Source organism: Actinomyces sp. oral taxon 180 str. F0310, assembly GCF_000185285.1.
In the GTDB taxonomy this organism is placed as follows: domain Bacteria; phylum Actinomycetota; class Actinomycetes; order Actinomycetales; family Actinomycetaceae; genus Pauljensenia.
In genome coordinates this window covers 993,200-1,007,560 of the sequence record NZ_GL622194.1, presented here as the reverse complement: position 1 = coordinate 1,007,560, position 14,361 = coordinate 993,200, and the positions used below count along the sequence as shown (strand labels likewise).

Annotated in this window: 10 protein-coding genes and 2 pseudogenes; 7 read left to right on the top strand and 5 right to left on the bottom strand. The window is 64.9% G+C overall.

Annotated features, from left to right (window positions below; all coding sequences use genetic code 11):
- Positions 1 to 8 precede the first annotated feature (8 nt).
- The 3 genes from HMPREF9006_RS04355 to HMPREF9006_RS04345 form a co-directional block, all read right to left on the bottom strand.
- Positions 9 to 764: an ABC transporter permease gene (locus HMPREF9006_RS04355; RefSeq protein ID WP_009212341.1), complete on the bottom strand. Its 756-nt coding sequence runs from the start codon at positions 762 to 764 to the stop codon at positions 9 to 11.
- The gene (locus HMPREF9006_RS04350; protein ID WP_009212340.1) at positions 757 to 1,686 is read right to left on the bottom strand and encodes an ABC transporter ATP-binding protein; all 930 of its coding nucleotides are present in this window, start codon (positions 1,684 to 1,686) and stop codon (positions 757 to 759) included. Before HMPREF9006_RS04350 ends, HMPREF9006_RS04355 begins: the two co-directional genes overlap by 8 nt.
- A 171-nt stretch (positions 1,687 to 1,857) precedes the next feature.
- Positions 1,858 to 3,231: a replication-associated recombination protein A gene (locus HMPREF9006_RS04345; RefSeq protein ID WP_009212339.1), complete on the bottom strand. Its 1,374-nt coding sequence runs from the start codon at positions 3,229 to 3,231 to the stop codon at positions 1,858 to 1,860.
- Between the two features lie 314 nt (positions 3,232 to 3,545).
- Here HMPREF9006_RS04345 and HMPREF9006_RS10820 point away from each other — a divergent pair.
- From HMPREF9006_RS10820 to HMPREF9006_RS04330, 4 genes and pseudogenes are all read left to right on the top strand, one after another.
- Positions 3,546 to 3,596, top strand: a pseudogene (locus HMPREF9006_RS10820) (hypothetical protein); the annotation flags it as partial.
- 9 nt (positions 3,597 to 3,605) lie between these two features.
- Complete coding sequence (locus HMPREF9006_RS10815; protein WP_009212337.1) at positions 3,606 to 4,007, top strand: hypothetical protein; 402 nt, start codon at positions 3,606 to 3,608, stop codon at positions 4,005 to 4,007.
- 19 nt (positions 4,008 to 4,026) lie between these two features.
- Positions 4,027 to 4,572: a GNAT family N-acetyltransferase gene (locus HMPREF9006_RS04335; protein ID WP_034231096.1), complete on the top strand. Its 546-nt coding sequence runs from the start codon at positions 4,027 to 4,029 to the stop codon at positions 4,570 to 4,572.
- A gap of 115 nt (positions 4,573 to 4,687) precedes the next feature.
- Entirely contained in the window at positions 4,688 to 5,821 is a 1,134-nt protein-coding gene (locus HMPREF9006_RS04330; RefSeq protein ID WP_009212335.1) for a glycosyltransferase, read from the top strand.
- A gap of 2 nt (positions 5,822 to 5,823) precedes the next feature.
- Here HMPREF9006_RS04330 and HMPREF9006_RS04325 read toward each other — a convergent pair.
- Positions 5,824 to 6,459: pseudogene (locus HMPREF9006_RS04325) on the bottom strand (TetR/AcrR family transcriptional regulator); the annotation flags it as partial.
- Positions 6,460 to 6,558: 99 nt separating this feature from the next.
- Between HMPREF9006_RS04325 and hemQ the strand changes: the two are divergent.
- Positions 6,559 to 8,802, top strand: coding sequence for a hydrogen peroxide-dependent heme synthase (gene hemQ, locus HMPREF9006_RS04320; protein ID WP_050786692.1), 2,244 nt, complete (start codon positions 6,559 to 6,561; stop codon positions 8,800 to 8,802).
- 157 nt (positions 8,803 to 8,959) lie between these two features.
- Here hemQ and HMPREF9006_RS04315 read toward each other — a convergent pair whose 3' ends face one another.
- Positions 8,960 to 9,967 carry an alpha/beta hydrolase gene (locus tag HMPREF9006_RS04315; RefSeq protein ID WP_009212332.1) on the bottom strand — a complete coding sequence of 336 codons (1,008 nt, stop codon included), beginning with the start codon at positions 9,965 to 9,967 and terminating at the stop codon, positions 8,960 to 8,962.
- Between the two features lie 707 nt (positions 9,968 to 10,674).
- Between HMPREF9006_RS04315 and HMPREF9006_RS04310 the strand changes: the two genes are divergently transcribed.
- Both HMPREF9006_RS04310 and HMPREF9006_RS04305 read left to right on the top strand, forming a co-directional pair.
- On the top strand, positions 10,675 to 13,062 hold the full coding sequence (locus HMPREF9006_RS04310) for a hypothetical protein (RefSeq protein WP_009212331.1): 2,388 nt from the start codon (positions 10,675 to 10,677) through the stop codon (positions 13,060 to 13,062).
- Positions 13,063 to 13,745: 683 nt separating this feature from the next.
- Positions 13,746 to 14,345, top strand: a complete 600-nt coding sequence (locus HMPREF9006_RS04305) for a uracil-DNA glycosylase family protein (protein ID WP_009212330.1) — start codon at positions 13,746 to 13,748, stop codon at positions 14,343 to 14,345.
- Positions 14,346 to 14,361 lie beyond the last annotated feature (16 nt).

The following is a 14,361-nucleotide window of genomic DNA, read 5'->3' as shown; positions in this document are numbered from 1 at the left end:
TCGGGCCCTCAGTCCTTCTTCACGGCCAAGCGCGCCATCGCCAGGGCGGCCAGGCCGGTGAAGAACAGCGAGAGGACGCCGACGGCCGGGAGGACGCCGGCGACGCCCGCGCCGTCCAGGCTCACCGAGTGGATCGCGTCGATCGCCCAGTACGCGGGGGAGAAGCGCGCGGCGCGCTGCGCCCAGTCGGGCAGGCTCGACACCGTGCAGAACGCCCCGCCGATCCCGGCGGCCAGCATCCCGATGATATTGGACAAGGAGAGCGCGAGTTCCTGCGAGGGGGCCCACAGTGCGATCGCGACGCCGAGCGCGGCCAGGACCGCGGAGAAGGCGAGCACCGCCAGTAGGAGCGCGATCACCGACCCCTTCGGCCTGTACCCGAAGGCGAGGGCGCCCAGGACCAGGACGGCGAGGACCTGGACGAACTGCAGCAGGTAGGCGACCAGGGCCTTGCCGGTGAGGACGACGCCCCTCGGGGTGGCCGAGACCGCGAGCCTGGGCCACGTCCCCCACATGCGCTCGTTGATGAAGGAGTTGATGATGATCTGCACGGAGAGGAACGAGAAGAGCACCGCCATCGAGGGCACCGCCTGCTCCACCCCGGTCGCGTCCGCGTACCCGTCCGCCACGAGCATGGATTTGAAGGCGGGGCTCATGAAGGGGATGAATATCAGGGGGATGGCCGTCAGGATCAGAGTGGAGGCGGGGTCCGTGAGCTGGAGGCGGATGTTGAGCCGGATGACGGCTGAGAGTTTCTTAAGCATTGTCCTGTTCTTCCTCTCCGACGATTGCGAGGTAGGCGCTCTGCAGGCCCGCTTGGCCTATGCGCACGTCCTCGAGGCGGTTGCCCCTCAGTTCGGGTGAGGCCAGAGCATCGGCGATGAGCGCACCGGGGTTGGGGATGTCCCCCTCCCGGCGCAGCCACCGGTCCTCGTTCCGCCACCCGTCCATGGGCCTCGGGTTGCGGGCGAACCCCAGGGCGATGGAGGCGCGGGAGTGGTCCGCGACGACGCGCTCGAGCGTGCCGGACACAACAATCCGCCCGCCTTCGAGGATGGCGATGTCCGCGCCGAGCTCCTCGAACTCGGCGAGGTAGTGCGAGGTGTAGACGACGGCGGCGCCCGCCTCTGCGAGCGAGCGCACGGCCCGCAGGATCCGGCTGCGCGCCTCGACGTCGGCGCCGACGGTCGGCTCGTCCATGAAGACCACCTCCGGCTCGTGCATGATCGCCATCCCGGCGTGCAGCCTGCGCCTTTGGCCGCCGGACAGGTGCTTCGCCCGCTTGGAGCACTGCTCCTCCAGGCCGAGCAGCTCCATGACCTCCGCGGTCCTCGTGCGCGCGCGCTTGCGGGACAGGCCCTGGAGCTGCCCGTAGAACGAGAGGTTCTGGGCGACGGTGAGGTCGGGGTAGACGCCCAGGTCCTGCGGGGCGTAGCCGATGTGCTGGCCGACCCGCTCCTTGGCGGGGTCCGCGCCGCACACGGACACCGTCCCCGAGTCGGCGCCCCTCAGCCCGCACATGATCTCGATGAGGGTCGACTTCCCGGCGCCGTTGCGCCCGAGGAGGCCGAGCACCTGTCCCCGCGCGACGTCGAGGTCGACTCCGCGCAGCACCTCGTGGTCCCCGTAGCTCTTGCGCACGGCGCGCAACCGCAGCGCCGGTGCGCCCGATTCTGATCCAGGCATGTCCGCTCCTTCATTGGTTAACAGTGTTAACTTCGCTGACAACTGCAAGGTTAACAGTGTTAACTCATGGGTGCAAGCCCGGGCCGCGCGGTGGTGGGAATACTGCCCCCGCCCCGTGGGGGCGCTGCGGTCGGCGCGCGGGACCGGGGCGGTGGAAGGGCCGGCGGACCCCTACGCCTCTTCGTCGTCCGCCGAGGCGTCCGGGGTCGCGGCCCGCGCCTGTTCGCGCAGGCGCTTCAGCCATTCCAGGCGCTCCTTGAAGCGCCTCTCGTTGCCCTCCTCGGTGGGCCGGTAGTACTCGGCGCCCGCGAGCGAGTCGGGCAGGCACCGCATGTCGGCGGCCACCTTGTCGGCCTCGTAGTGCGCCAGCCTGTACCCCTGCCCGTATCCCAGGTCCTTCATGAGGCGGGTCGGGGCGTTGCGGATGGCGAGGGGGACGGGGTCGGCCTGGGTTCGCAGCGCGTCCTTCCTCGCCCGCCCATAGGCGATGTAGGAGCTGTTCGACTTCGGCGCCAGCGACAGGTAGATGACGGCCTCGGCCAGGTGGACCGAGCACTCGGGCATCCCGATGAAGTGGCAGGCGTGGAAGGCGTTGACCGCGACGTTGAGCGCGTTCGTGTCGGCAAGCCCGATGTCTTCCGAGGCGAAACGCGTGATGCGCCGCGCCACGTACAGGGGGTCCTCGCCTCCCTCGAGCATGCGCGCCAGCCAGTACACGGCGGCGTCGGGGTCCGAGTTGCGCATCGACTTGTGCAGGGCCGAAATGATGTTGTAGTGCTCCTCGCCGTCCTTGTCGTAGAGGAGGCTCTTGCGCGAGGTGCACTGCTCGACCGTCTCTGCGGTGACCGTGGTCGCCCCGCCGTCCTCGTCGCCGTTGAGGACCGCCATCTCCAAAGTGGACAGGGCCACGCGCGCGTCGCCGTCGGCGAAGGTGGCGATCGCGCGCAGCAGGTCGTCCTCGATGCGCACGTCCTGGTTGCCGAAGCCCCTGGGGTCGGTGAGGGCTCGGCGCATCAAGCCAACCAGGTCCTCCTCGGTCAGGCCGTTCAGGACGAAGACCTTGCAGCGCGACAGGAGAGCGTTGTTCACCTCGAAGGACGGGTTCTCGGTGGTCGCGCCGATGAGGATGATCGCCCCCTTCTCGACGAAGGGGAGGAACGCGTCCTGCTGGGCCTTGTTGAAGCGGTGAATCTCGTCGACGAAGACGATCGTGCGGCTGCCCATGGACGCCTGCGCGTCCGCCTGCTTCATGACCTCGCGGATCTCTTTGATGCCGCTGGTGACCGCGGAAAAGTCGATGAACGAGGCGTGGGTGTGGCGGGCGATCACGCGCGCCAGGGTGGTCTTGCCGACCCCGGGAGGCCCCCAGAAGATCATCGAGGGCGTGCGGTCGGCCTCGATCATGGAGCGCAGGGCCTTGCCCGGCCCGATCTGGTGGGACTGGCCCACCACCTCGTCGAGGGAGGTGGGGCGCATCCGGTCGGCCAGGGGCCGCGTGTCCTCGCCGGAGTCCTCGAACAGTGAGTGTTGCTGGCCTGGCTTCATGGGTGAGCCCTCCTGGTGGTGTCACGAATCCCGTTCCTGAACCTCAGCGTAAGACGAGGCGCCCTCATCTGCGTCCCGCCGATCGCCACCCACACGCCCCCACTCGATTACCGCCTCTGGCGGTATAGTTGTGGCGGTAATAGGGGGGGTGGTCATGGCCTGCGAGCCGTCGTTCGAACGCACTGACGTTATCGATGCGCTCTGCATGGAGATCGCGGAGCTGGTCGGTATGCTCTCGCCGCAGGCTCCGCTGTCGACCAGCCCCACGCTGCGCAGGGAGCTTCGGATCCGCATGATCTACTCCTCGCTGGTGCATCTTCCACTTCGAGTTCGAGTTCGAGTTCTGCCACCCCTTTTCAGATGGGAATGGCCGGATGGGAAGGCTCTGGCACACGCTGCTGTTGTCGCGGTGGCGCCCGGTGCTGGCCTGGGTGCCCATCGAGTCCGCGATCAGGAGGCGGCAGGCTGGATACTACGAGGCCTTGGCTCGCTCCGGCGCGGCCGACTCGTGCGAGGATTTCGTGGAGTTCATGCTCGAAGCAATCAGGGAAGCCATACTTCCGTACGCGCGGCCAGTGAGTGCAGCGGACGCGGAGCGCGCCCGCGCGCTTGATTTCCTGAGCGATAACTCGCGCGGCACCTCGGCTGCTCGAAGAGAAGCGCTGAGCGCATCGTCGCGCGGTTCAAGGAAGGAAGAAGGCGTGCTCGAGCGTCAGGGGAGTCCTCGTTCGGGTTCGTGGACTGTCCACGTCGACCATCATTCGGCCAATTCCTAGGAAAATGAGGAGTCCGACGATGAGGTACGCCAAGACGGTGGTGTTGAAGGGCGGGGTGGAACTCCTGGTGAGGAACGCCGTCGCCTCGGACGCCCGCGTGCTGTGTGAGACGATGCAACGCACGCATGCGCAGACCGACTACCTGCTGTCCTACTCGGACGAGCAGAGCGTCGACGATGAACAAGAGGCCCGCTCCCTGGAAGAAACGGAACGCAGCGGCAATGAGGTTGAGCTCGTCGCCGTGATCGACGGGCGCATCGTTGGAAGTGCAGGAGTCTCAGCCGTGCGCAGTCGGCGCAAGGTTGCGCACCGGGCGCGTTGTGGGATCAGCATCCTCAAGGAGTACTGGGGGATGGGGATCGGCCGGGCGCTGATCGAAGCGAGCATTGACTGTGCTCGGCAGGCGGGCTACACCCAGCTTGAGCTCGAAGCGGTGGCGGACAACGAACGGGCGGTGTCCCTTTACCGTCGCGCAGGGTTCGAGGAATACGGGCGCAATCCCCGGGGGTACCGGTCCCCGTCTGCGGGCTACCAAGAACTCGTGTACATGAGGCTGGAACTGTAGCGCTCTGACGGGTGGCAGCCGGTTATGTGTCTAGCTTGAGGAGCCTAGCATTGTGCGTGGGTACGCTGTGTTGTGAGTGTCGTACCCTTGACACGTGAAGGTTCTCGTCGTCCCCATGGTTGCGCGCTCGCGGATGGGTGGGCCGTGGTCGCGCGCGAAGCGTGTCGCCCAGGCATTCCGGGATGGCGGCCATGAGGTCACGCTCGCGTGGGGAGATGACGGCAACTGTGTCGATCCGGGCGGCCCAACGCTCGAGATTCCGGTGCCCTCGCCTCTCGGCCTGCCAGACGCCATCGCGCGCCACACCTTCCCCCTGGCCTCGCGCATCGGCCTCATGGGGCGCAAGCCCGTGCGCAGCTTCGAGGAGGTCCTCTGGCTGACCGGTGCCCTCGACGAACGCTACACGCGCGCCGCCGTCGAGGTCCTCCGCACCCACATGCGAGCCACGCGCCCCGACGTCGTCTACTCGGAGTTCAACCTTGCCGCCATCATCGCCGCCCGCGCCGAGGGCATCCCGTGCGTGGGCAGTGGCTCGCAGTCGACGACTGCCTCCTACGCTTCCAACCCGCGCAAATCCGCGGGAATTCGACGCCTGCTGCGCGAGATGGGAATGCCCGCCCCGGCCTCGTCCCTGTCGATCCTTGAGGGGATGGCACGCCGCTTCGTCCCCAGTGGCCCGACCCTGGAACCGCGGGCGGGGGAGCGGGCCGTCTACTGCGGTTTCCTGAACGAGCCGCCCGCACTGACGCCGACGCCTCGCGATTGCGTCCTCATCTACCTCGGGGCGGGTAGCGTCCCCGCGGGCGTGGCCGTGCGCGCCGGGCGAGAACTCGCCGAGGCGCTGAGCTGCGACGTCTACGTCGCGGGCGTGTCCGAGGCCGTCCACGCTGTGGGGGACCAGGAAGTGACCTGCGCGCCCCGTTTCGACGTCGCTGAGCTCCTGCCGCGCGCCCGCGTCTTCGTGCACCATGGCGGGCAAAACTCGGTGATGGATGCCCTGTCCTATGAAGTCCCACAGGTTATTGTCCCGGGTCGTGTCTTTGAGCGTCAATTCAACGCCGAGGCCGTGGAAAACGCGCGCTGTGGCCTGACCGTACGCGAGCCCAAGCCGACGCTTATCGCGCGCGCCGCCCGCACCCTCGTCGATGAGCCAGCCCTGACCTCAGGGATCCGAGGGGTGCGCGCGGAGCTTTGCGCGCTCGGCGGCGGCGCACGCATCGTGCGCGAGGTCGAGGAACTGGTCGGCTAACCTCAGTTCCAGCCGCGCAGGATCGCCTCCAGGCCTCGTTCGAACTGAGCGGTGAAGTCGTAGCGACCGTCCAGGAGATCCTCGATGAGCGGGCGCAGCGCCTGCGCGTCCTCGGGATCGAGTGCGGCGCTCGCGGCCGACAGGTCGGCGGGCTGCTCGGGCGAGCCGCCCACGGGCGGAACGACCTCGGCGGCGACGAAGGCCGTCGTGTAGATCGAGACCGCATTGACCAGCCCCAGCATGTCTGCATTCGGTGTGAAACCGCGCCGGGCTAGCGTCACGAACACGCGCGCCAGGAGCGACAGCTGCTCGGGCGTCGACATCGGGCGCGTGAGCAGCAGCATGACCGCGCCCGGGTGGGAGCGCAGCGTGGAGGCCAGGCAATGCGCGTAGGTGCGCATGTAGATCAACAGGGGCGAGGCTGGGGTGTCCTCGGTCGGCTCACTCGCCGTGGGCGTGGGTGTCGATTCGGGGTCGAACGCCCCGGTATCTACTCGGCCTAGGAAGGACTCGAAAGTGAGGCGCCAGACCTGCTCGGCAATGCCCTCCAGGAGCGCCGCCTTGTCTGGGAAATGACGATAAAAAGCGGCCTGGGAGACGCCGAGGCGTTTTCCCAAGGACCGCAGAGACAAAGCGCTGAATTCACGAGTTTTTCTGACAATCTGTCGCTGCGTGGGGAAGGGAAGCGGCCCTACACTGTCTGCGCGAGGCCTGAAGGAGGACTGAAAGTGCCAGGTATGGATACCTACGACGCGATCATGCTGCTGTCCTACGGTGGCCCGAACGGCGAGGAAGACGTTCTGCCCTTCATGCGCAACGCCACGCGCGGTCGCGGAATCCCGGACGAGCGCCTGCTCCAGGTCGCCGCGCACTACAAGCGCTTCGGCGGAGTCTCGCCCATCAATGCCTGCAACCAGCGCCTCATCGCCGACTTGTCCGCGGAGCTTGCCAGGCGCGGGCATGACATCCCCGTCGGGTGGGGAAACCGCAACTGGCACCCCTTTGTGGCCGAGGGCCTCGATGAGCTCGCCCAGGCGGGCGCCCGACGCATCCTCGTCCTGCCCACCTCCGCCTACGCCTCGTACTCGGGGTGTCGTCAATACCGCGAAGACCTCGCCGAGGCCGCGCAGACCCTGCGCGAGAAGTGGGGGACGATCATACTGGGCGGCGAGGATAGCGCCGACAACCCGCATGCCGACATCATCCTGGACAAGGTCCGCCCCTACTACTCGACCCCCGGCATGGCGCGCGCGCAGATCACCTCCATCCGGCGTTCGTGGGAGGCTCTGACGGCGCGTGGCCTCGACACCTCGGGTATTCGCCTGATCTTCGTCACCCACTCCATCCCCGTGAGCATGGAGGCAGGATCCTCGCCCTTCCCGTTCCGATCCGCTATCGACGAGGCCACGGCGGCCTCGGGCGATCATGGCGAGCGGCAGGGGAGCGCAGCGTCGTCGGAAGCGGGAACCCCCGCCACCGAAGTCAGCTACGTCGCCCAGCATCACGCCCTCATCCAGGCGATCATGCCTGAGCTGCGGCGCGTCCTGGGGCGTGCGGATCTTGGCTACGACCTCGTCTACTGCTCGCGATCAGGGCCCCCGCAGGCACGTTGGCTCGAGCCGGACATCAACGACTTCCTCGAGGAGATCGCCGATGGTGGATCGGATGAGGCGGCGGGGAACTCCTCGGACACGAGACCGCTCAGCGGCGTCGTGGTCGTCCCCATCGGGTTCATCTGCGACCACATGGAGGTCGTCTACGACCTCGACACCGAGGCGCGAGAGACCGCCGCGCGGCTTGGCATCCCCTACGAGCGCGCCGACACCGTCTCCACCGACCCGGACTTCGTGTCCTCCCTGGTCGACGTGCTCGAAGAGCGCGCGGCTCAGGCGCGAGGCGAGAACCCCGAGCGCGTCACCGTGACGGGCACCGGCCCCTTCCACACCGTCTGCCCGAGCGACTGCTGCCTCTCGCTCGCGCGCCCCGGCCACCCGTCACCCGTCGTCGGGGGTGCTCATCCCGGCGCGGTAACCACCCCTCATTCTTCCGGCGCGCCCACCCGAGCCGCCGGCCAACCCGACACAACTCAGGAGGACTCTATGTCTACCCCGCATCCCCACGCCGTCGTGCCGCCCGAGCAGAACCCGGAAAACCCGGGACATCCCGCAGGAGTGCCGGACCGAGTCGGTGAGCACGCCGCGCGCCACCAGGCCCGCCACGCGGGCACCGAGGCGACGCCCCACTCGCACGCCGCGCACGCCCGCGTCACCGACCCGCGCGACGCGACGGACGTTGACTTCGATGAGGTCAACAACAAGCAGCACTACGCGCTCTACTCCGTGTTCGCGCTCGGTGAGTCCCTGCCCGCCGACGATGGCGAGCGCGGTCGCGTCATCGCCGAGTCCCTGGACTACGTGAAGGGCGCGGGCGCGGAAATCCGCGGCTTCTACGACGTGTCGGGCTTCCGCGCCGAGGCGGACCTGATGGTGTGGTGGCTCGACGACGATCCCGAGGTCCTGCAGGACGCCTACCACCGGCTGCGCGCCTGCGCGCTCGGCAAGTTCCTGGATCCCGTGTGGTCCTGCATGGGCCTGCACACCCCCGCCGAGTTCAACAAGCGCCACATTCCCGCCTGCTTCGGCGGCGTAGCGCCTCGCGATTGGGCCATGGTCTACCCCTTCGTGCGTTCCTACGACTGGTACCTGAAGGCCCCCGACGAGCGCGCCCGCATCATGGCCGAACACGGCCGCAACGGCTTCTCCCAGTACCCGGACGTCAAGGGCTCGACCCTGTCGGCCTTCGGCTTCTCCGACTACGAGTGGGTGCTGGCATTCGAGGCGGACTCGCTGGATCGCCTGGAGGGGGTCATGCACGCGCAGCGCTACACCGAGGCGCGCCTGTACGTGCGCGAGGACACCCCTTTCTTCACCGGTCCCCGTGTGAGCCTCGGCGAGTGGGCCGAGCGCCAGCCCCGGGGGTAAGGCCCCTTATCTGAGAGCTGGCTCCGGCCTCGCCGATGCCCAGCGTGACGGACCCCGGCGGTCATGTGACGATGCGGTGGCACGTGACAAAACGCGCCTTGTTCGTTCTAGGCCTGGGGGAGGAGGTTCGTTCTAGGCCTGGGGGAGGAGGTTCGTTCTAGGCCTGGGGGAGGAGCCGGGGCAGGTCGTGGGCGACCTGGTTTTGGATGGACGCCATGGAGTGGTCCTCGCCCTCGTCAATCCACAGCTGCAGGCTGCCCGGTGTCATCAGGTCCGGGTAGTCAAGCTGGAGCTGCTCGAGCTGGGGACTCATGTCCCACAGGGCGGGGTCGTCGGACCCGACCGACGCGAGGATCCGGAAGTCCTGGGCGCCATAGTCCGCGCGCTCGGCGCCCGCGGCGATCAGGTGCGCGATCTGGTCGATGTCGGCGTCCGTCTCGCGCCCGATCCACGACTCGCCGGCCATTGGCATGTAGCCGTAGAAGTACTGCGGCCTCATGGAAAAGACATCCCACGTTGTCGTGGCGCCCATCGAGAAACCGCCGAAGGCGCGGTGGGTGCGGGAATCCTGCAGGGACTGGTCCGAGGTGTCGCCTCCCGCGTAGGTCGCGTACCTCGACTCGACGGCGTCGATGATCGTGTCGATCTCGGTGGTCGCGAAGAAGCGGTTGAGTTCGTAGTCGTCCTCGTAATCGTCGCCGGCGAAGGAGCGATCCGGGTAGTAGGTCGCAAAGACGACGAGGGTGGGGCTCAGCTGGCCCGATGCCGTCAATTCGTCGACGACGGGGACGACCCCTTCGGCGAGCCCAGCCGCGCTACCCTGCCAGCCGTGCGTGAGGTAGACGACGTTGGCGGGGGTGTCGGGAGAGTAGGTCGGGGGAACGTAGACGTAGGCTTCCTTATCGTAGGTCACGCCCCGATAGGCCTGCTGGTAGGCAACCGTATTGACGGAGCCGTTCAGCTGAGACGTCATGTCGGTGAAGGCGGCCACGATCGACAGGGAGCTGTCGTCCTCATAGACAATGGGCGACGGGTCCGGCTGACCGGCCGCCTCGCCCCCGCCCGTGTAGGCCGCGAGGCCTGCCAGGCTCAGGAGGGATACGGCCAGCGTCGCCCCGACCAGGGGCGCCGCGCGCAGCGATGACCTCAGAAACCTGATGCTCATCGTTCGTTTCCCATGCGCGCCGCGCTCGTTACCTTCATGGCATCCACTGTAGTTCTCGTTCGCCGGCAGGTGCTAATGGGTGTGGGATGTCCCGCCTTTATCGGGTGCCATCCCGCTCGTGGGGTGCCCAGCCGAGAGCAACACCTCCGCGCACTATGTCGCCGGGTGCCTTCCCGCTAGTGGGGTGCCCCGGAGGCTTGCGATGCCTGGCTCTCTCCTCGGGCCGAGAGTGACCGCCGCCTTCGAAGAATGGCCGACTTTCAGAATCCGCGTGGGAAGTCGCGGATTGAAGCGTGACAAACGTCGTTCATTCGGCCTCCTGATGGTAGATACGTACCACTTGGGGCCCCGAATGGACGTGTTTGTTACAAGGGATGAGTGTGGGACTCTGCTCGGGTGACGTTTATAATCGGTCTGTGTGCCTTGGCGGGCTTACCCTGCTCGTTGCTCGCCCCGTAACAATCTTTCTGGGGACTATTGGTGGGTCCTACGCTTCATTGTGAGGGTGGGATCGACTCGACGGTGTGATGAGACTAAGTTGCTCCGCTGGGGCGTATCTCCCGATTGTGTATGCAGTTCGTACAGCGTTCGGTTGGGATCGGGATCGCTGTGGAGTGCAGCCAATTCTCCCCAACGTGCAGGGGCCACGTACGCATGGTTGTCGTGTTACTCTCTTAGTATCTATTGTGAGTTGCACAGGAGCAAACATGAACCACGACCTGATCCTTCACCGCAGCGACAGAGAACGGATCTTGTTTTCCGAGATTCCCCTTCCCCAATTGACGGAGGTCCGCGTTGAGGGGACATACGAGGTCAGCGTGGACGAAGGGACACAGGTGAAAGACACGTTCGCAATCGAATGCGATCCGAACGCATCACCTGCCCAGGCTCGAGACTACCTGCTTGCTGCCGCGAGTGGTGCCCTCATGGGAGCGCTTAGTGTCCTGTGGCAAAAGGACCTCAACCTGAAGGATGCCCACAAGTTCGGTGCGGAGAGAATTGAGAAGATTGTCATTGGCGCAGCCCAGCGCGTAGGTCTCAAGAGGGAGAATCCAACGATCGAGAATGCGATTCGATTCCTCGAAAAGAACTTCCCGTTCGCGGGGGACAGGTTGACCGCCGCTTTCGGTGGTGGCCTACAGCATCACCTACGCGACTTCTCCCACCACCCCTCTCCCGTGGGACTTGTATGCTCCATCCTCATGCAATTCACGGGTAAAGGGGTCGGAACTGCAACCGATGGGAGCTTTGCGATCTTTGACCTTTCCGCTGATGCCATGAAAGACGGACTTCTCATCGGGCGGAACATGGCGGAAAAGATCCTCTACGGCACTGTCAACTGGGCGTTCCATCTCATCAGCGACATGGCGGGCTCGAGCGCGACGCCCGGTGCGGGCACCGGCATCCCCGGACCAATCCTCTCCTTTCTGAAGGAGGCATCGGCTCTACCCTTCTTCCGGGACTTGTCCATCGGGTACAAGGACAAGGTCATCACGTTGTCGCAGTGGATCTCGAAGGCATTTAATGGGACGCTCCTTAAAGATGAGGCAGGAAATCCTCTGCGCTTCGACCTGCGTACCGAGGTCGGTTTGATTGATCTGTTTCTCACTCAGATTCCTGCTGTCGTTGCGAACGAGTGTATTGTTCGCGGCATCTACATGGTGACGCGCTTCATTGATGAACTCAGGCGATGCAATGTGTCCAGTGTGAAGGATCTTACGCGTATCAATCCGGCACGATTCCTGCCTCTCAATAGCCGTGTGCTGACGCGCATGCTGACGGTCGCCTCGGGTTCCTTTGTCGTTGTGAACACTTCCATCGCTGCCGTGCGCGCAGCGTGTGAGGGAGGGGTGACAGGCGGTATCGGGGCAGTCCCACTATTTTTCCTGCGGCTCAACTATGTTGGCATTGGTAGATTCGCATTCGCCCTATGGGCCGACAGCTCCTACATTTACGAGGATGTTCTGGACTGCTGGGAGCACTCTCGCGGGAGAGAATGCGGTACGGATGTGGCCTCATATGCTCCCATGGGTAAGGGCGTGCAGCGGGTGGTTTACTCGCTGCAGATGGCGTGGCTTGAGGACGACTGTCGTCGCGAGAAGAAGCCCAAGAGTCGTGAACGCAAGGAAGTGACCGTTGGTGCGTTGAGACGTCGGCAGCGCATCGCATGTGATGCGAAAGAGGACAATTACTTTCTTGGCTCTGATGACGCGTATCGGGAGCTGCGCGCCATTCGCGCGGGGGAGGATGGAGCATTGCGCTGCCTCGCTGTCGCTCAGGGACTGCTTGCCTTCCGGCCCTACACAGCTGAGAAGGGGCTGACACTCTCTCAGGACTGGCTTACCAAGGTCTTCGTTACCGAGCAGGATGTCATTGATGGCGTGATGCTCGCGTCCTTGAAGAACGCGCAGCAGTCCTATGAGCGTTCCCTCTCCGGTACCTACAAGAAGTGGGTGATCGGTAGCTTGGCAGCGGTTGGTGTAGCTGTCGCCACAGGTGGAGCAGCTGCAGCTGCGGCCCCTGTCATTGCCACCGCTTTCGCTGGTGAGGCTGTGGCTGGTCTGAGTGGCGCTGCGTTGACGAGCGCCAGCCTGGCATGGGTTGGTGGTGGCTCCCTGGCGGCGGGAGGTCTCGGAATGGCGGGCGGTGCGGCGATCATCACCGGCGGTGGGGCAGCCCTTGGACTGACGACTGTATCTGGAGGTGCAGCGCTCGTAGGTGTTCTCGGCAAGGACTATGCCGAACAGGTGAAACAGGGGTGTGCTCAAGTGCTTGCCCAGTGCTCGGTACTCGTGGAGATGGAACCGCTCCTGGCTTTGAAAGCTATTGGGGGGTCGAAGTCGCACTTGGATCGTAGGTTGGACGCCGACACACGTTTGATTGAGAAGCTGAAAGGCGCGACAGAACGTGGTCAGAAGGAGATGAAGCGGCGCCTGAAGGACGGTATCTCCCACATTGGCTACACTGTGGCTGAACTGGATAGGCTCGAGAAGAAGGCGCGTAACGTTGCCCTGAAATCAGGAGATATCCGGACGAATCGGGGTGGCGATCTGACTTGTACGGAAAAAGCGCATGGGTCAAAATGTCGGCGGTAGGCGTCTCGATCGTCGCCTCATTCTGGATCGGTTTCACCGACAATCCTCTGTCGATGTTAGTGACTAGTCAGTTGGTGACTAATCGGCTCCACAGAACCTTGACGCGAACAGTCGTGTTTGCCATGTGACGTCGTTCATGCTTCTGGTAAGTGCATACGATTCTCGGTTTGATAGGGAAGGAGGGGCCTCGTAGCGGAGGAACTGATCATTTTAGGTATCGTCTTGTCGCGAATGAGAGACGGTGAAATGTGGGAAATAGCTGTGGAGTATGAGTCGGCGGCAGTAAGCGTGAAGGGTGAGAGACTGGTTGGTTATGGTGCTTCGCCGTTCGTATGGGGTTTGTGCGACTTAGAGATATCCTGCGGACTCACTTTGATTCTGATCGGACCTCTCTGGCGAGGCATCAACCGGCAAATCTCTGAGGACTTTGCTAACGAGCTTCCGGAGCCTGCGCCCGTGTGTGTTGTCGAGAAGGGGAGCTTTACCGGCAAGAATAGTATCGCGTGCGCGCCTGACTTCGTGTGGTGTGCCCACGGTGTTGATATACCTTCATTGCTTGCGAGAGAACAGGCCGATGGAGCGATAGCCGTGAGCTTCTGTGGTTCGTAGAGAGTTGTCCTTGTGTGACGAGTTAGGAATTGTGGGGCGTGTGTTAGTCCACGCACTGCGCCTACCATGGATGCATGACACCCGAGATCACCGACCCCGCCATCCGCGCGATCGCCGAGGCCATCGCGGCGGACCCGGCCAACGCCTCGTACACGACGCGAGGCGTGGAACCGCTGTTCTACGCGGGTCCCGAGTGCCGCATCATGGTCGTTGGCCAGGCGCCCGGGCGTGTCGCCGAGGAAACCGGCATCGTATGGAACGACCGCAGCGGCGATCGGCTGCGCGACTGGATGGGCATTGACCGTGACACGTTCTACTCCTCGGGCAAACTCGCGATCGTCCCCATGGACTTTTACTTCCCGGGCACCGGCAAGAGCGGAGATCTGCCCCCGCGCAGGGACTTCGCCGACAAATGGCACCCGCGCCTGCTCTCTCTCATGCCCCGCCTCGACATGACCATCCTCGTTGGCGCCTACGCGACCAGGCGATACCTGCACCTGCCCTCGTCGGCCTCCCTCACCGAGACGGTGCGCCGCTACCGCGACTACCTTCCCACCTACTTCCCGCTGGTCCACCCCTCGCCGCGCAACCAGATGTGGATGAAGAAGAATCCCTGGTTCGCCGCCACCGTGCTCCCCGACCTCAAGGAGAGGGTCGCCGCCCTACTCGCCTGACGAGGCCGGGGCGGGA

Excerpts from the sequence above, each read along its gene's own strand:
- HMPREF9006_RS04355 (WP_009212341.1), bottom strand. The coding sequence starts at position 764 with ATGCTTAAGAAACTCTCAGCCGTCATCCGGCTCAACATCCGCCTCCAG.
- HMPREF9006_RS04345 (WP_009212339.1), bottom strand. The coding sequence starts at position 3,231 with ATGAAGCCAGGCCAGCAACACTCACTGTTCGAGGACTCCGGCGAGGAC.
- HMPREF9006_RS10815 (WP_009212337.1), top strand. The coding sequence starts at position 3,606 with ATGGGAAGGCTCTGGCACACGCTGCTGTTGTCGCGGTGGCGCCCGGTG.
- HMPREF9006_RS04330 (WP_009212335.1), top strand. The coding sequence starts at position 4,688 with ATGGTTGCGCGCTCGCGGATGGGTGGGCCGTGGTCGCGCGCGAAGCGT.
- HMPREF9006_RS04305 (WP_009212330.1), top strand. The coding sequence starts at position 13,746 with ATGACACCCGAGATCACCGACCCCGCCATCCGCGCGATCGCCGAGGCC.
- HMPREF9006_RS04315 (WP_009212332.1), bottom strand. The coding sequence starts at position 9,967 with ATGAGCATCAGGTTTCTGAGGTCATCGCTGCGCGCGGCGCCCCTGGTC.
- HMPREF9006_RS04310 (WP_009212331.1), top strand. The coding sequence starts at position 10,675 with ATGAACCACGACCTGATCCTTCACCGCAGCGACAGAGAACGGATCTTG.
- HMPREF9006_RS04350 (WP_009212340.1), bottom strand. The coding sequence starts at position 1,686 with ATGCCTGGATCAGAATCGGGCGCACCGGCGCTGCGGTTGCGCGCCGTG.
- hemQ (WP_050786692.1), top strand. The coding sequence starts at position 6,559 with ATGGATACCTACGACGCGATCATGCTGCTGTCCTACGGTGGCCCGAAC.
- HMPREF9006_RS04335 (WP_034231096.1), top strand. The coding sequence starts at position 4,027 with ATGAGGTACGCCAAGACGGTGGTGTTGAAGGGCGGGGTGGAACTCCTG.